Below are 17,553 nucleotides of genomic sequence, written 5' to 3'. Positions count from 1 at the left end.
TAAGTATTAAGTGTAGGTTCAACTACGCCTCTGTCTTCACCTAAAAGCTCGCCAATAGACGCGTTTTCTTTATCGTAAAGGTGGTCATTATAGATGAGTAAAAGGGGCAATGTATGGTTAGGGGTAGCTGGTTTAGTGAAAGACTCTAACGGAAGATGGTTAGTTGTAAAGAAAAAATATAGTGGCTTAAAAGGTTTATGGTCTTTACCAGCAGGTTTTGTAAAACAAGATGAAACTGTTGACCAAGCAGTTTTAAGAGAGATTAATGAGGAAACAGGCGTAAATCCAACTTTAATTGGTTTAATAGGTGTTAGGACTGGCGTGATTCGCGAAGAAATTAGTGATAATATGTTAATTTTCTTATTACAGGCAGATGATACAACGATATCGATTCAAGAAGAAGAGTTATCAGATGCACGTTTTATATCTGAAGAAGAGCTACTAAAGGATCCTACATCTTCATTACTAATTAAATACTTAATTGAAAATCCGCCGAATAAACCAATGAATGTAGTTAAAGGTTTAAACCCAGGAGATCAATTCCAATATACAACCTATCACTTTATTAAGTGATTTTTCAATAATTTGAATTTTTTAAAAATTGACGATAGGACAAGAAGGTTTTACACTGTATATAGAAAAAATGTGGGGTGTTTTTTATATGGTGATGAGTATTCCAGTTTTACTAATTTCAATTTTGTTATTTTTCGTATTAGCTTTTGGAATCGGTTTCCTTGCAAATATGCTTTTTCGAACAACTTGGTTTATGGTAGTAATCTATCCACTATTAATCGTTATGATTGTGGACAAGATTAGTACGGTAAAATATTTTACGAATACTACTGTCGCTTTTGAGACATTAAAGTCAAACTTAATGGCAGTAGGAACTGGTGATATTGTTATTTTAACAGCAGGTTTAGTAGGGGCAATTATGTCAGGAGTCGTAATCCTTTCATTAAGAAAAAATGGATATCAAATGTTCTAACTTCTAACTTTCTCATATATGAGAAAGTTTTTTTTATAATTTTTTTGTTTTAGGGAAAGATGAAAAGATGAAAAGGAGTGAAATGATTCATTGGGTATAAATAAAAAATTATTTAGACGTGTTATTTTATCTATTTTATTCATTATTGCTTTGTTTTCTTCTTTAAAAATCCTTGCAAATATTCAAGTCGCTACTATAAAAGGCTGGTTTAGTGAATCAATTGCAATAAATAAAGTATTTGCTGAAGAAAATAAAATGATCACAAATGAGAGCATAATGATTACGATGGCAAAAAACATCGAACATAATACGAATTGGAATAATTATAAAAAGGTAACAGTTACTGCAACTGGCTATACAGCTGGAAGAGAATCGACAGGAAAAAGTCCTAAAGACCATTCATATGGAATTACTTATTCAGGTGTGGAAGTAAAGAGGGATTTATTTTCAACCATTGCAGCCGACTTAAACGTATTTCCGATAGGAACGGTTTTATTTATTCCTGGCTATGGATATGGCGTGGTAGCAGATAAAGGTGCAGCTGTAAAGGGACATCATTTGGATTTATATTTTCAAACTGTTGGAGATGTATTTGAGCATTGGGGAAAGAAGAAATTGGCTGTTTATATAATAAAGCAAGGGTCAGGAAGATTTACTGAATCAGATCTTAAAGAATTGAATGAACAAAACTCATTACAAGTATTTAGGCAGCAATCAAAGAATCAAATTGGAGAATAGATTATGGAAAAAATAAATTATAGCTTAACAATTAATGCACCAATTGAAGCTGTTTTTGAAGTTGTTGATTCAGATGAGCATTTAAAAAAGTGGATGGATGGTTTCATAGAGAATAAGTATGACGAAAATTTTAACAGAGAAAAACCTGTTGGTCATAAGTTTAAGCAAAAGTTAGAAGAAGATGGGGAAATTCGAGAATATGATGGTGAAATCATTTCTTATAGCCCGCCAAAAGAATTAGGTATTCGATTAAAGCATACTAATTTTACAGCCGATGCGGTCTATCGCTTTTTTTCTGTTGAATCAAATCAAACCCGCGTAGATTATGAATGTAGCTTGGAAATGTCTTCAGTAGTAGCAAAAATGACGGGCTTCATATTCAGTTGGTTCACAAAACGAATTGTAGTAAAACAAATGAGTAGTTTAAAAGAATATGCAGAAAAGCGATTTGATGGTGTATTATAAAAACATGCCCCTTGCATTAATAGCAAGGGGTTTCCAACGTTAATAGGATATTTATTTTGAATAAAAGGAAAATCTTTTCATTATCTCGAATTTAAAATAAGTAAAATTTTATAATAAAATAGAAATGGTTAAACATAATCTTTTGTTCAAACAAGTAAGCCGAAAACAGAGTTGTTTAAAGGGAGTAAGCTTTAATGGAGAGGTGGAGGCGTAATGGAGGAGAAAATGACCTTAATGCATGCTTTAGGCATGAAGATAGAGTCTGTTGAAGAAGGCAAAGTAGTGATGAAAATGGAGGTAACGGAAAAAGTACACCAACCGTTTGGTTATTTACACGGTGGTGCTTCAGTTGCTTTAGCTGAAACAGTTGCGAGTGTAGGAACGTTTTCGATGATTGATCAAGAGAATCAACTTGCTTTTGGTCTTGAAATAAACGCAAATCATTTACGTTCTGTTCGTGACGGTGTCGTAACAGCAATCGGAACTGCAGTACATACAGGTAAAACGACAATGGTTTGGGATATAAAAATTTACTCCGAGGATGAGCAGTTAGTTTGTATCTCGAGATGTACAGTTGCGATTAAAGATAAACGAAATTAACATAAAGAGCTGCTAAATTACGATTGTAATTTAGCAGTTTTTTTATGACCGAGGATATTATGGTAATAACACTTGGTAAATGGATCAGTCAGGTTTCTTAAATATTAAAATGTAATTTAAAATGACTATTTCTAAAAAGAAAAAATAGAAACTCATCAATTTTATCTTAAACTTATGGTAAAATAATTAAGTTGTGTATATAAAATTTCGAAGATAAGTGAGACATCCTCTATTTAAGGAATTAGAAATTTTTGAGATAGAGAAGAAAGGAGACATTCGATGAAAAATATATATTACACAGGCTTTAATGCACTTTTATCAATTATTATGTTTACGGTCGCCATTACATTAAACTTCTTTCAAATGACTATAAACTTTTTATCAGTATCTGGTATTCTACAACCACTTACAGATCTACTTCCAGAGAAGGAAATTAGAATCCTTACATTTCTAGGTATAGCATTTCTTTTCTATTTAGTTTTGAGTGGATTCAAATTAATTTCTGATATGATCTGGCAATTTGCGCTACTACTATTCTCAAAGGACAATGAAGGAGTAGACTTATTAGCAACAAAGAAATATTCTTTCGTCTTTTTAATAGGTGGATTAATTGCTATCTTTTTAAATAAATCTTTAGTGTATATTGCTATTATTTTAATAGTATCAGTAATTGCATTTTATATTTTATTTTTAATAAAGCAAAGATCTAACTATACAATTGTAGGGATCATTGGTTTTATAATGATCCAATTAATCGTTTGGGGATTAGTAGGAAGCGGAGTTGTATATGGCGCTTTTACAGTTCTAGCTAAATTTAAAACATCAATGCCATTTTAAAAAAAGTAGCACTTTTGAGTATCTCAAAAGTGCTACTTTTTTGTTTATAGATTAATATAATTGGCCATTCACAACGATATTTTGCCATATGCGTTGAGTAGGTGGATAAGAATAGTTTTTAGGAATTGGGATTCTTTGTTTATCATTACCAATCCACGTACCAATTGTATAATTTGAAGTTAACCCCATGAACCATAGATTCGTATTATCGTTAGTTGTACCTGTTTTACCGCCAATATAGTTTAACGGCATATAGATATGTTTAGCCGTACCATCTTTTACTACAGAGTTTAACATGCTTCTCATCGTTTCGTTTGTTGATGGATTGTAAACACGAATTGCTTTAGGTTCATTATCGTATAATACGGTACCATCTCTTAACGTGATTTTTTTTATAGCGGTATTTTCATAAAATACCCCATTGTTTCCAAATGTAGAGTATGCATCTGCCATTTCTAATGGTGACATACCGACATTGAAGCCACCAAGAGCACGACCTAGCTCTACACGGTCTTCATTTGTAATCGTTCTAAACCCAAACTTATCTAAGTATGAATAACCTACACGTGGTGTAAGTTGCTCATATAATCGAACTGCAGCCGTATTAAATGAGTTCTGCATAGCAGTACGTATAGTTACATCCCCGTATTCTTTTTTACTATCATTTTTAGGACAATACGTGCCTTTACAGTAGTTATCTGCGTTTACTTTTGTATCTGGTGTAGCACCAAAGGTTTCGATATATGGTGCATAAACTAGTAATGGTTTAATTGTTGAACCTGGCTGTCTATATGATTGGAATGCTCGATTTAGATTGTGAGGTTCATAGTTTCTTCCACCAGAAATAGCAATAATTTCATGTGTATCATTTCTTATTACAACTGCTGCGCCCTGTGTATTTGTTGAAAGCGTTCCTCGATTAACTGCGTTAACTGTCGCTTGTTGTACTGAAGGACTTAAGCTTGTATAGACTTTTAAGCCTTGATTTTGTAAATATAATGCTCTCTCTTGAACAGTTTTTAATTTTTTTAATTCAGTTTGTTGTGCTGCTGATAGCTTGCTAGTATTAAATTTTCCTTTTTTACCAGCTAAAATACTCTTCAGTTCAGAATCTACGTAAGAATAGTAATCAGGATATTCCTGTGTTTTACTATCTTTCTTTAGCGTAATTTTTTCTTTCATAGCAGCAGTATACTGTTGTTCAGTGATTTTTCCCTGATCTCTAAGTATACCTAAAATTCTTTCTTGACGCTTTTTAGCATTATTAAAGTTTTTCAAAGGATCATATAAAGTTGGGTTATTTGGAATTGTACATACGAAAGCTGTTTGAGCAATACTCAAATCTTTTGCCGATTTGCTAAAATATGCTTTACTTGCAGCTTCAATTCCATAGTTTCGATTTGCAAAATAAATTGTATTAATGTACATTTCTAAAATTTCATCTTTAGAATACTGCTTTTCAAGTTGTAAAGAGATTTGAATCTCTTTTATTTTGCGTTCGACTGTACGTGCTTGAGTTAAATATAAGTTTCTTGCAAGTTGCTGAGTAATTGTACTAGCTCCCTGTTCTATTCCACTATTCGAAACATTCACCATAAATGCCCTAGCAACTCCAAATAAATCAATACCTTTATGTGTATAAAAATATCGATCTTCGGTAGAAATAAAGATATCTTTTACTAGTTGCGGAATATCACCGCTTTTTAAATTAATTCTATTATCACCAGAAGCAGGAATATAAAAAGGATTATTATTTCGATCATAAAAAACACTGTTCTGTGATAAAGAAACAACAGGCAGTTCTTCTACCTTTTTTTGGGGAATATGTTTTGAAGTCTCATATGCCATCATAGCTTGCTGAGATGTGAAATAAAAGACAAGAAAGCTTATTATAATAATAATAAATCCAATAATTTTTTTCATAATAGCCCTCTATATACTTTCTATTTTTTAATTCGTTTAAAGAAAAAATTAAACGAACGATATTATTTTAACACGATTTTTCATCTTGATGGGTATCTTATGTTATTTTTTACACAAATTGGTTGTATTAATAAAATAAGGAATAAAGTTGAAAATAGGCAATTTGTCTTACTTGAATATTCGTTAATCATATAAGACAATAAATAAAAATCAGAAAATTTATTTTTCTGGAGGTGAGGAAATGAAAGAGCAGTTCCTGTTTATTGATTTTGAATTTACAATGCCCGATGGAAAATCAAAAGGAATTAAATTTTTTCCGGAAATCATTGAAGTTGGTTTTGTAAGTGTCATTAATGATGAGATTAATCAAACATATTCTTCATTTGTTAAACCGCTGCAATTTCCAACGTTATCCTCAAGATGTAAAAGGTTTCTAAATATCTCTCAAGAAAATGTTGACCATGGAATACAGTTAAAAGAACTTGGAGAAATATTAAATGAAGCGACAAAAAACTATAGAACCACAGTGATTACTTGGGGCAACATGGATATGAGAGTATTAAAACATAATTGCGAGGCTGCGAATATTTCATTCCCAATTCATGGGGAAGTAAGAGACTTATGTCTTGAGTATAAAACCTTCTTCGGTAACCAAAATCAAACTGGCCTTTGGAACGCAATGAAAGAGTATGGAAAAGATGGAACTGGAAATCACCACAAAGCACTAGACGATGCATTAACAACATATCATATTTATAAATTAGTAGAAAAAGATAAGCAATACATGAAAAAACCTGCACCAGCGACTTTAGGAGACTTAATTGATTTCTCGTTACTAAAGAAAAGAATATCTTCATACTAAAAACCAATTGATTTTAAATCAGTTGGTTTTTTATTTTGTTGAATAACAACCATGTCAATTAAATTAGCAAATTTTCGAAAAGGAGTAGAGTGATGTTGATTTCCACTACAGGATGCTCGCTTTCCATGGGGCGAGACCTGAGCCTCCTCGGCGCCGCCTGCGGGGTCTCAGCCTTCCCGCTAATCCCATAGGAGTCGAGCATCCCTCCGTTCCAATCAACTTATTCATCAAAAAAAGTCTGCAACAAAACCTAATCAAATAGCCTTTACTTAGAGTATTCTAAGAGTTGTATATTAATTGCTTGTAGGTCAATTAATATGTGAGCATTAATTAAACTAATCAATTGAATTTGTTTTACTAAAAATAAGCTCATAATATTATTAACTTCTGAAAAAAACTTACTAGTGTTATTGGAATCATGAAATTGCTCAAACATAGTAACATTTAAAACCGTTAATAAATCATCCAAAAAAAAATAATTTCTTCATTAAATAAATGGTCATTTAATGTCCGTTTTACCTTTTGACCATTTTATGTTGTTGAAAGAGAGATTCTGAAGTTAAGATCCTAATTCACTGACATATTTTATAAGTGCGAATAATGGAGTTAAATTAAATGTTTTCAATATTTTTTGATGTATAAGTCGTTCATGAGTTTCACTTACCATTGGATTACAAATAGAAAATCATTAGTATCTTAACTATCAATAAAAAATCTCTCGACCAATACCTCATTTTTCTTTGATTATTAAAGAATACTTTGTATAATTGGCAGTGGGAGTGATGGGACTATGATGGAGTTTTTATATTTTCCTGAAGATAAAACAGAGTATATACCTGCCGTTATTTCATTAATCATTTTTATGATAGGTGCATTTATTACTTTTTACTTAATTAAAAAGGCATCGCTGAAAGAAGAAAAGCGTATAACAGAATTAATGGAATCAAAAGAAAAAAAATCATTACGTGAATAAAATAATTCAAAATGGGGACTTACTAAGGAAGGTCTCTTTTTTTTGGAATTACATCACATTTTTATCACATTTCTGTGATAGATTTATTTTTGTGAATTTATTAGCTAAATAGACTAATTCAAATCTGCTCAGCAAAGCGCGTTTAAAACATTAACTTTATCGATCTAAAATTTAAGATCTGTTTAATTTAGCAGAATCTTAGGAGGAAATACATATGAAAAAACTACTAAGTCTATTAATTGTAAGCATGATGATTACTGCAGGATGTTCTAATGAGAAGAAGAAGGAACCAGTAGTTGAAAAACCAGTTGATGTAAATATACTTCTGCCGACATCCGATATAAATTTAAATAAAGAAATTACAATACGTGCTGAAGTTAGTCAAAATAATAAAGCTGTTTCTGACGCTGATGAAGTTCAATTTGAAATTGGTAAAAATGGTGAAGATAGTATTGCCATGCTTGATGCAAAAAATGGTGCAGATGGTATTTATTCAGCTACATACAAATTTACTGATCCAGGAGATTACTATGTAATTGCCCATGTTACTGCTAGGGATCAACATTCAATGCCTAAAAAGGATTTTAAAGTTCAAACTACTACCGCAACTAGTAATAGTAATGGTGAAAAGAGTGAGCATGAAGCTCACAGTGGAGATGATCATCATGGCGATGTAATGATTCATTTAATGGGTACTGAAAATATAGATGCAAATAAAGAAAATCTATTTACGATTCATCTTATGACGAATGATGGAAAACCGCTAGAAAAAGCGAACGTACGAATTGAAACATGGAAAGATGAGCAAGGAAAGCATGACTATACTGATGCAAAAGAAGCTGCACCAGGCGAATATGAAGTTAAGTATACTTTTAAAGAAAAAGGAACAAATACAGTAAAGGTTCATGTTGAAAAAGAAGAACTACATGACCATACTGAAAAAGAAGTCACAGTAAATTAAATAATAATGAAGGCTATCCTATCTTTGATGAATAGAAGGATAGCCTCTTTTATATAAAAGCTTGAAGTCAAGAGCTACTGACTGATATCGCTTTTATGGGGGTGAATATTTTGAGAAAGATTTCGATCTTCAGCACGATTTTACTTTTCTTATTTTGTACTGGCTGTGTGCCAAATAAAATGTCACACATTAAGGATTCGGAAAATGTCCTTATTTCAGTAAATAAAAAAGTGGGAAGCTTAACTTTTCTAAATTTAGAGGACTTACATAAAGTAACAGATTGGAATTTAAATAGAGATGTAAGTGGAGCAGTATTATTACAAGACGGAGAAGATATTGCCGTATATCATCCAACAAATCCAAAAATAGATATTTATCATCTTTCAACAGGGGACCATGTCGATAGTTGGAACGTTGGTACTGGTATTACAAATATAATTTCTTTGAAAAGTAATCGGGTGATTGCTGTAACGAATGGAAAAAAGAATAACATTACATTTTTAAATCGTAAGGGTAAGGTTCTTAAAAAAATTAAAATAGGTAGAAATCCAATTTCGATGGTTGAAGATACGATTCATCATAGATTATATGTTAGCTTGTTTAACGAACGAAAAGTAATTGGGATAAACTTAAGTAGTTTTAATATTGAACAAACAATCGAAGTGCCGTACACATCGGTAGGCTTAATTTTAAACAAAGATTCATCTGAACTATATGTTGGGGGACATGGAAATGGTGAAGAGGAAAATGAGGACGTAAAAGTATATTCAACTATTACTGGTAAGCAACAAAAGTCTCTTCATACGCCATTAATGCCTATTTCGTTTTTTCAAAATGAAGATGGATTGTTTACGATTGCCCATGGAACCAATCAAATTTATAAGTTAAATCCGAATGTAGCTAAACAGACTAAGTTTATTGAAGTTGGATCGAATCCATATACGGCTATTGGCTTTAAACATACTGCGTATGCAGCTAGCTATGATTTAAATAAGCTGTACCAAATAAATACGACAACGATGAAAATTGAAAAAGAAGTTGCAGTAGGAAGAGGACCTTTTCAATTATTGTTAAGAGAGGGCATTCGTCATGATTGAAAGAAAGATATTAATTGTTGATGATGAACAAGAAATTTGCCAATTGGTTGGAATGTATTTAGAAAATAGTGGATATAGTTGGGACGAAGCAAACAATGGTGAGAGCGCATTGTCAAAAATAAGTCAATCAAACTATGATTTATTAATTTTAGATATAATGATGCCGATAATGGATGGATGGACCCTTTGTAAAAAGATTAGAGAAACATCAAATGTACCTGTGATTTTCTTGACAGCAAAAGGTGAAGAGTGGGATAAGGTAAATGGATTGAAAATGGGAGCGGATGATTATATCGTAAAACCATTTAGTCCTGGAGAATTAATTGCAAGAGTAGATGCAGTTTTAAGAAGAACGAAAAATTCGGATGCTTCCGTTTTACAGATTGGCCAAATCAAAATAAATGAAAAGTCTAGGAATGCTTTTGTATCAGACAAACCTTTATCACTTACTTTAAAAGAATATGATTTGCTTCTTTTCTTTTGTAAGAACCAAGACCACGTTTTTAGCCGCGAACAAATTTTAGAAAAGGTTTGGGGTTTCGATTATTTTGGTACAGCTAGAACAGTTGATACACATATAAAAACATTAAGAATTAAATTAGGACAGGATGCAGATTATATTTCTACGGTTTGGGGTGTAGGGTATAAATTTGGGATAAACGGATGAGGAAATTACTCTATTCTTTATCGTTTTTACAAAAACTTTGGTTAACGATTTGTTTAATCGTAATTTGTACAACAATCTTTTTCTTTTTAATGTTTCAGTTTGCATATAAGCAATTATATGTTTCATATGTTCGTTCCACTTTAATCCAAGAAGGTACAAGTTTAGTAAAACATTATCATAAAACGAATAATGTTAGTGACTTTTCAGAGTTTGTTTCAAAATTTGATGCTGTTTCAAATGCCAATGTTTTATTTATTAGTAATCCAAGAGATTTAAGTGCATGTATCCCTTATAATGTAAGCCACCAATCTTTCATTACTGAAGATGATCGTGAAACTTTATTAAAAGGAAAAGTGATTACGAAGACAGGATTTGAAAAAAGATTTAAGCATCAAATTATCGGTGTCGTTGTTCCGGTTGTAAAAAAAGAAAAACTTGAAGGAATTATTTATTTACACTTACCTTTAAGGAGTGTTACTGAATTAATCCAACAATCAAAATGGATCTTTACGATTAGTACATTGTTATTTGCTTTCATTATTCTTTTAATTGGTAGAAGTATAATAAAACAAATGATTAAGCCTTTATCAAGAATGGAGCAAATATCTTATAAAATGGCAAATGGTGATTACACCGAACGTATACACTACAATAGTGGTGATGAAATAGGAAAATTAGCTACTGCGTTTAACTCGATGTCTGATTCTTTACAAAAAGAAGATGAAAATAGAAAAGAGTTTTTAGCCAATGTTTCTCATGAATTAAGAACGCCGTTAAGTTATGTTAAGGGATATAGTGAAGCAATTTTAGATGGTGTAATAAAACAAGAACAACAACTAAAATATGTTGGTATCATTCAGAAAGAGGCTAGTCGGATGCAAAGATTAGTTAGAGATTTACTTGACTTGGCCACATTAGATGGTCAGCAATTTCCACTTAGTCAAGAACCTAATGTAATTGCTCAGCTAATTGAAGATACAATCGAAACATATTCTCAGATTCTTATTAAACGGAATATTAAAATTCAAAAGAATTTAGATGAGACGATTATCGCAAATGTTGACCCAGATCGTTTTCAACAGGTAATCCACAATTTACTTGATAACTCAATTCGTTACACACCTATAGGTAAAACGATTTATATTACACTATTTCAAGATAAACAAGTTACGTTGGAAATTTTAGATGAAGGAAAGGGAATTCCATCTGAAGAGATTCCACATTTAGGAGAAAGATTTTATCGAGTCGATAAAGCAAGATCTAGAAACGAAGGTGGAACTGGATTAGGACTTGCTATCGTAAAGCATATTATTGACCAACACAATGGTAAGATAAAATTTATGAATATAGATGGCAAAGGCTTGAAGGTTATTATTACTTTGCCGATAATTGAAATATAATAAATGTGAAAAAGAGTCCAGGTTCGAGGACTCTTTTTTTTATACAAAATTTGAAATACGTTCATAAATATGTTCAGGAATTTCTTCAGGAATTAAGTGTCCTGCCTCTGGATAAGTATATAAAGTTGAGTATCTTAAATCACGATGCAATCTTTCGCCTACTTCTAATGGAACTACTTTATCTTTTTCACCCCAAATTAATAGAGTAGGTACAGATATATTTTGTAAATCTTCAGGACTTAAATCACCTTCTCGATCACGAATCATCTTTGTTAATGCTCTAAAAATTTCATCTTGTAAAAAAGGTTCCTTGTATCCGTTTATCATCTCATCATCGATTAACTTCTGATCATGAACAACTGAAATTAGTGAATTCATAATGCCTTGTTTAGCTAAATGCCTTTTTATATATAGATAGAAAAAAGGAAAATAAGATGAAATAATTAAATGTGGATTTGCCCTTCCTAAATAACCAGAACTACATAATAAAATCACTTTTTTAACAAGCTCCGGTTCTTTCTTTGTTACATATAAAGCAATTTGCCCACCCATAGAATGTCCGACTAAATAAATGTTTTGTAAATTTAAATGATTTACAAGAGAGATTACGACATTCGCAAAGTTATCATACGAATATTTAAAATTTAAATGTTTTCCACTTTTACCAAACGGGGGTAGGTCAATTACGACAACAACATGATCTTTTGAGATAAAAGGGATTAGTCTTCGGAAACTGAAGCAAGATGATAAAAAACCGTGAATTAATACAAATACTTTTGAATCTTGCTTATTGCTATTATGGTATCCGTAAAGTTCATAATAAACATCAAGTCCAGAAACCTTATATGTTGACTGCATTGTTCTAGAATGATTCATCATCCAAACTCTCCTTTAAGTTTTTGGATTATTATGTCCAAACAAAAGGAATACATTCTATATCTAAGTAATGCTCTGTATGTCACCATATGTTATGCAAATCGCTAAAATACTTTTAAATTATAAGTTTTTCGTCAATTCTAATAGAGACAAAGTATTTATTTAAAATAATTGAAATAGCCCAACCTTTAAAGTGACTATAATAAGTAAAGGGATTTTAGAAAAGAAGTGCCATTTATGAGTAGTAAGCAAACTTTAAAAGTTGGTCTGTGTGTGCTAAAATTTAGTTAGTGGAATTGAACGAAAATTAGGAGTGTTTTGAATGGCACAAAACTACAATATTGGAAAAGTTTACACTGGTAAAGTAACAGGGATTCAAACGTATGGTGCCTTTATTTCACTTGATCACCAAACACAAGGACTAGTACATATTTCCGAAATTATTAATGGATATGTTCGCGATATTCGAGACTATATTTCTGTTGGGCAATTAGTAAATGTACGTGTACTGTCTATTGATGAGATGACAGGAAAAATAAGTTTGTCTTTAAAAGGAGCAAGTATCGATCAAGGATTTAATGGTGACGAGAACTTAAAACATGCAGCTAGACTATTAAGAGAGCTTAAACCAGATGGATTTAGCACCCTGCATAAAAAATTAAATGAATGGCTTCGCGTTGAGATGAAGAAAGAAAATATGACGAATTAAAAAGGAAGGGGATACCCTTCCTTTTTAATTCTTAGAAAAGTATAGATACAAAAGAGACTAATTTCGTCTGCGATTTATCTAACTTCATTTGTTTCAGGATGTGTTCCTAGCTCTTCTGAAGGTTTAAATAATAAGCCAAGGTTAATTAATCCTGAAATACCAACGATACCATAAATAATTCGAGCAAATGCAGAATCTGCACCACCAAAAATTGCTGCAACTAAATCAAATTGAAAAAATCCAATTAAACCCCAGTTTATAGCCCCAATAATTGTAAAAATAAGTGCAATACGTTGTAATGTACTCATATAGGTTAACCTCCTTTTTTATGACCTTCTAACATAGCTTTCCTCAATTGTTTTTGTTTATGTACTCAAAAATAATTATAAGAAGAAAAATCTTTGAAGTTTTTGTTAATTTTTTCACATAAATATAATTGCATTTACTTGCTTTCAATTATTTAATTAGGTACATTGTAAAGGTATTACAACTATTTAAGGAGGTTTGATGTATGACTTCTCATATTAAATTTGACTATTCAAAAGCAAAAATGTTTTTTCAAGATCATGAAATATCATATTTAAGGGATGCAGTGAAATTATTTCACCATACAATTCATGAAAAAACAGGAGCAGGTAGCGACTATCTAGGATGGGTAGAGTTACCTAATGACTATGACAAAGAAGAATTTTCTCGAATTCAAAAAGCAGCAGAGAAAATTAAATCAGATTCAGACGTTCTTTTAGTAATTGGTATCGGTGGATCTTATTTAGGTGCACGCGCTGCAATTGAAATGTTACAACATTCATTTTTTAATATTGCTTCTAAAGAAGAAAGAAAAGCACCTCAAGTTTTCTTCGTAGGAAATAATATTAGTTCTACATATATGCAGGATTTAATTCAAGTTTTAAAGGATAAGGATTTTTCTATTAATGTTATCTCAAAATCTGGGACAACTACTGAACCAGCTATTGCATTCCGTATTTTTAGAAAGCTGTTAGAAGAAAAATATGGTGTTGAAGAAGCTAAACATCGTATTTATGCTACAACTGATAAAGCACGCGGGGCATTAAAAACGGTTGCTGATGAAAAGGGATATGAAACATTTGTTATTCCTGACGATGTAGGTGGACGTTATTCAGTATTAACTGCAGTTGGTTTATTACCAATTGCTGCAGCGGGTATTGATATTGAACAAATGATGAAGGGTGCACAAGATGCATATAGAGAATACAACTCTTCAGAATTAGAAGATAATCAAGCATATCAATATGCAGTTGTTCGAAATGTTTTATATAACAAAGGTAAAACAATTGAGATGCTTGTTAACTACGAACCATCTTTACAATACTTTGGAGAATGGTGGAAGCAATTATTTGGAGAGAGTGAAGGGAAAGACCAAAAAGGGATCTATCCATCTTCAGCAAACTTCTCAACAGATTTACATTCTCTTGGACAATATGTACAAGAAGGTCGACGTGATTTATTTGAAACAGTTTTATCTGTTGAAAATCCTCGCCATGAATTAACAATTGAACTTGAGGATAACGACTCTGACGGATTAAATTATCTTGCGGGTAAAACTGTAGATTTTGTTAATAAAAAAGCTTTTGAAGGTACAATATTAGCTCATGCTGACGGTGGAGTACCAAATCTAATTGTTTCATTACCAAAATTAGATGAGTATACTTTCGGTTATACAGTATACTTCTTTGAACTAGCTTGTGCGATGAGTGGATATTTACTTGGTGTAAATCCGTTTGATCAACCAGGTGTTGAAGCATACAAGAAAAACATGTTTGCATTATTAGGTAAACCAGGATTTGAAGAACTAAAAATGCAATTAGAAGAACGCTTAAAATAATATAAAGACAAAAGGACCGTTGTTAAATTTACTTTAACAGCGGTTTTTTTATTGAAATTACAAATTAATATTCATGTTTTTACTTAATAAGAAAATACTATTGAAAAAGGAGGAGAAAAGCATGTATCCTTTAAAAACAAAATTAGAGAATGCAATATTTCCGCTTAATGATATTGAGGGGAAATTAAAAAATCATGGATTTGTAATTGGAGCAAACTGGGAATATGATCATGGGAGTTTTGATTTATTAATGCAGGATGATGACGGGTATCAATATTTAAGATTACCTTTTAATGTTACTTCAGGTTCGTTAGATATGAATGGAGCAGTTATACAATTTGATACTCCCTTTTTATTAACTCATATTTATAATGAGGGGCTAGATGATAATGTTGGTTTAGAGGGGAATTTAACTGGTTCATTAAACCAGTTCCAAGAACCAATTGAAAAAGATGGAAAAGTTCCTAGAAAATATCAAATAAAAGGGTTTGAAATTCTTAAGAGAATTGAGGACGAACTTTTATAAAAAAAAGAGCCAAACCTTTTGGATTGGCTCTTTTTTGATAGCAATTGTTAAGTAAGTAAGATAAGAAAATCATCTTTTGCAATTTTAATACTTTTATCGGGTCTGATGATTGTTTGTTTATCGCGAATGATTCCAATAATCATTTTATCGTTGTTTAATTCTTCAACTACAATATCGAAATAAAATTTTCCAATCATTTTTTGTTCAACTTCCAAGATTTTTACTGTAAAGTTTTCTAATTGATTTGTTAACTTAAGTACAACATCTGAATATCCTCTATGCATAATCGAACCTGACATTACAAAGGAAGTTAACAAATGCGCTTCAATGATTTCATTGGCGCCAGCTCGATTTGCGTTAATAACTTGATTTTTGGTTAAGATTTCTGCGATACAGTTAATTGATTGGTTGAGACCTTTTGTGGCGATGATTGTTAAAATTGTTTGCATATCAGCATCTTGCTCATTTTTATTTTGATCAGCCGTAATTAAGATTGTTTTAGCAAATTTTATATTTGCTCTTTCTAAAACCGAGTCATTGGAAGCAGAGCCTTTTACAAAGTGCACTTTTTCTAAATCAGAAGGTAATAACTCTAAGCTTTCATCAATTAATACAATATAGACCTGGTTTGAAGATGCACGTAGTTGTTTAATAACATTTTTAACTCGTTCATTCCAACCTACTATTATAATATGGTTCTTTTTCGTAAATGTAAGTGCACCTCTAAAATCCGCGTCCTGGTTCCTAAATGTTTGTGCTGTGAATGAAATCATATAATAAGAACCAAATCCAGTACCAAGTAAAATTAATATAACTGCAAAAAAACGTCCAACTGGAGATAGAGGTACGTAATCACCGTAACCTACTGTAAATGTAGTTACTATTGACCACCACATACCGTCCCAAACAGTAGGAAAAGTAAATGGCTCAGCGAAATGGATGATTGATCCGAAAATAGCAATCATCGATAATAAAATTAATGTAATTTTTAATAGTGTATAGGATTTAAAATAGATAGGTTGGTTACGAAACACTTTCAAGCTTATTCCTCCATCGCAATTTCGTAACACTTATTTTTACCAATAAGTAATAACTTATCACTACTATATACTTTCTATTTCAATTCCACGGATGTTTTCAATTTGTTCAATATCATAATAAATTTCTGTCGTTCTTCGTTTATTAAACACTAATAATTTCATTTGGACATAATGTTCATCATTATTTAATCCTTTTATTTTAATGTTTTTAACTGTAATATCCTGAGCGGTAATTTGATCAATGACAATATTTATATTTTCGCTTCCTAATACTGTTAGCTTCAAACTTATATCTCTTTCTTTTAATCTTTTAGGACCAAGCTTGTTAATTAGGTAAGGAATTAATTCTACACTTATTATTAATAAGCCTACACCTGCTAATGCCTCTGCGTAAAAGCCAGCTCCAACAATTATTCCGATACCCGATGCGCCCCAAATCATAGCAGCTGTTGTTAATCCGGCTATTGTATCATTACCTCTTCGGAGAATTACACCAGCTCCAACGAAGCCGATTCCTGATACTATTTGAGCCGGTAAACGTAACGGATCCATGGTTATATTTAAATAATCACTCCCATGAAATGAAAAGGCAGAACTAATAGAAACAATTGTTAATAGGCAACTCATTATTGAAATAACAAGGCATGTTTTTAATCCAAGAGGTTTTCTTTTTAACTCTCTTTCTAAACCGATAACGGAACCTAACATTGCTGATACTAGTAATTTTATGAGGATATCTGGTTGTAGATCCATTTTCTAAACCCCTTTTCTATATAGTTTATGGCTAATTCGACATTGCCTATTACACTTCCTTCGTACTATATATAAATTTTTTTATCATTTATAAAAAAAATGAAAAAAAGGGCTTGTCATAATCTAAATGGGATGTTATATTTATATACGTCGCCAAGATGGTTCGACAAAAAACGAAATGAAGTAATAAAAAATAAAAAAAATGTTGACTCGCTGTTGAAGAGATGTTAATATGAAAAAGTCGCAAATGACGCGACGAAGTGAACTTTGAAAACTA

General features: G+C 31.6%; 20 protein-coding genes. 15 read left to right on the top strand and 5 right to left on the bottom strand.

From position 1 onward, the window contains the following. Positions 1-93 precede the first annotated feature (93 nt). The 6 genes from COJ46_RS06165 (at position 94) to COJ46_RS06140 (ending at position 3,625) form a co-directional block, all read left to right on the top strand. Positions 94-573, top strand: a complete 480-nt coding sequence (locus tag COJ46_RS06165; protein WP_097976373.1) for an NUDIX domain-containing protein — start codon at positions 94-96, stop codon at positions 571-573. A 94-nt stretch (positions 574-667) separates the two neighbouring features. After that, positions 668-985, top strand: coding sequence for a YuiB family protein (locus COJ46_RS06160; protein WP_286133565.1), 318 nt, complete (start codon positions 668-670; stop codon positions 983-985). A 90-nt stretch (positions 986-1,075) separates the two neighbouring features. After that, positions 1,076-1,723 (top strand): 3D domain-containing protein, encoded by a 648-nt coding sequence (locus COJ46_RS06155; RefSeq protein ID WP_286133562.1) that lies wholly within the window; start codon positions 1,076-1,078, stop codon positions 1,721-1,723. Positions 1,724-1,726: 3 nt separating this feature from the next. After that, the gene (locus tag COJ46_RS06150) at positions 1,727-2,188 is read left to right on the top strand and encodes an SRPBCC family protein (RefSeq protein WP_097976377.1); all 462 of its coding nucleotides are present in this window, start codon (positions 1,727-1,729) and stop codon (positions 2,186-2,188) included. A gap of 213 nt (positions 2,189-2,401) precedes the next feature. Beyond that, positions 2,402-2,788: a PaaI family thioesterase gene (locus tag COJ46_RS06145; RefSeq protein WP_286133563.1), complete on the top strand. Its 387-nt coding sequence runs from the start codon at positions 2,402-2,404 to the stop codon at positions 2,786-2,788. Positions 2,789-3,067: 279 nt separating this feature from the next. Beyond that, positions 3,068-3,625: a DUF5366 family protein gene (locus COJ46_RS06140; protein ID WP_097976379.1), complete on the top strand. Its 558-nt coding sequence runs from the start codon at positions 3,068-3,070 to the stop codon at positions 3,623-3,625. 51 nt (positions 3,626-3,676) lie between these two features. Here COJ46_RS06140 and COJ46_RS06135 read toward each other — a convergent pair whose 3' ends face one another. Next, entirely contained in the window at positions 3,677-5,548 is a 1,872-nt protein-coding gene (locus tag COJ46_RS06135) for a transglycosylase domain-containing protein (RefSeq protein ID WP_097976380.1), read from the bottom strand. A gap of 241 nt (positions 5,549-5,789) precedes the next feature. Here COJ46_RS06135 and kapD point away from each other — a divergent pair, with 241 nt between their 5' ends. From kapD to COJ46_RS06105, 6 genes are all read left to right on the top strand, one after another. Next, complete coding sequence (gene kapD, locus COJ46_RS06130; protein WP_069034803.1) at positions 5,790-6,410, top strand: 3'-5' exonuclease KapD; 621 nt, start codon at positions 5,790-5,792, stop codon at positions 6,408-6,410. Positions 6,411-7,200: 790 nt separating this feature from the next. Continuing rightward, positions 7,201-7,383: a hypothetical protein gene (locus tag COJ46_RS06125; RefSeq protein ID WP_069034802.1), complete on the top strand. Its 183-nt coding sequence runs from the start codon at positions 7,201-7,203 to the stop codon at positions 7,381-7,383. A gap of 214 nt (positions 7,384-7,597) precedes the next feature. Next, on the top strand, positions 7,598-8,344 hold the full coding sequence (locus tag COJ46_RS06120) for a FixH family protein (protein ID WP_097977236.1): 747 nt from the start codon (positions 7,598-7,600) through the stop codon (positions 8,342-8,344). Between the two features lie 110 nt (positions 8,345-8,454). Beyond that, positions 8,455-9,441 carry a YncE family protein gene (locus COJ46_RS06115; RefSeq protein ID WP_097977238.1) on the top strand — a complete coding sequence of 329 codons (987 nt, stop codon included), beginning with the start codon at positions 8,455-8,457 and terminating at the stop codon, positions 9,439-9,441. After that, positions 9,434-10,108, top strand: a complete 675-nt coding sequence (locus COJ46_RS06110) for a response regulator transcription factor (RefSeq protein WP_097977240.1) — start codon at positions 9,434-9,436, stop codon at positions 10,106-10,108. Before COJ46_RS06115 ends, COJ46_RS06110 begins: the two co-directional genes overlap by 8 nt. Next, complete coding sequence (locus COJ46_RS06105) at positions 10,105-11,508, top strand: sensor histidine kinase (protein ID WP_286133594.1); 1,404 nt, start codon at positions 10,105-10,107, stop codon at positions 11,506-11,508. Before COJ46_RS06110 ends, COJ46_RS06105 begins: the two co-directional genes overlap by 4 nt. Before the next feature lie 39 nt (positions 11,509-11,547). On the opposite strand, the gene COJ46_RS06100 is transcribed toward COJ46_RS06105, so the two are convergent. Next, on the bottom strand, positions 11,548-12,384 hold the full coding sequence (locus tag COJ46_RS06100) for an alpha/beta fold hydrolase (protein WP_286133595.1): 837 nt from the start codon (positions 12,382-12,384) through the stop codon (positions 11,548-11,550). A gap of 322 nt (positions 12,385-12,706) precedes the next feature. Here COJ46_RS06100 and COJ46_RS06095 point away from each other — a divergent pair, with 322 nt between their 5' ends. Then, positions 12,707-13,093, top strand: a complete 387-nt coding sequence (locus COJ46_RS06095) for a CvfD/Ygs/GSP13 family RNA-binding post-transcriptional regulator (protein ID WP_056468646.1) — start codon at positions 12,707-12,709, stop codon at positions 13,091-13,093. A 74-nt stretch (positions 13,094-13,167) separates the two neighbouring features. On the opposite strand, the gene COJ46_RS06090 is transcribed toward COJ46_RS06095, so the two are convergent. Then, positions 13,168-13,401, bottom strand: coding sequence for a DUF378 domain-containing protein (locus COJ46_RS06090; protein ID WP_056468643.1), 234 nt, complete (start codon positions 13,399-13,401; stop codon positions 13,168-13,170). Between the two features lie 203 nt (positions 13,402-13,604). On the opposite strand from COJ46_RS06090, the gene COJ46_RS06085 reads away from it, so the two are divergent. Continuing rightward, complete coding sequence (locus COJ46_RS06085; protein WP_097977244.1) at positions 13,605-14,957, top strand: glucose-6-phosphate isomerase; 1,353 nt, start codon at positions 13,605-13,607, stop codon at positions 14,955-14,957. A gap of 121 nt (positions 14,958-15,078) precedes the next feature. Further along, the gene (locus tag COJ46_RS06080) at positions 15,079-15,483 is read left to right on the top strand and encodes a YugN family protein (protein ID WP_097977246.1); all 405 of its coding nucleotides are present in this window, start codon (positions 15,079-15,081) and stop codon (positions 15,481-15,483) included. 47 nt (positions 15,484-15,530) lie between these two features. On the opposite strand, the gene COJ46_RS06075 is transcribed toward COJ46_RS06080, so the two are convergent. Continuing rightward, positions 15,531-16,517, bottom strand: coding sequence for a potassium channel family protein (locus COJ46_RS06075; protein ID WP_286133596.1), 987 nt, complete (start codon positions 16,515-16,517; stop codon positions 15,531-15,533). Between the two features lie 69 nt (positions 16,518-16,586). After that, on the bottom strand, positions 16,587-17,276 hold the full coding sequence (locus COJ46_RS06070; RefSeq protein WP_097977249.1) for an MgtC/SapB family protein: 690 nt from the start codon (positions 17,274-17,276) through the stop codon (positions 16,587-16,589). Positions 17,277-17,553: the final 277 nt, after the last annotated feature.

The sequence above is a fragment of the Bacillus sp. AFS077874 genome (assembly GCF_002566505.1).
Taxonomy (GTDB): Bacteria; Bacillota; Bacilli; order Bacillales; family Bacillaceae_G; genus Gottfriedia.
Note: the sequence above shows the minus strand (reverse complement) of the source record. Positions and strands in the feature narration are given on the sequence as shown.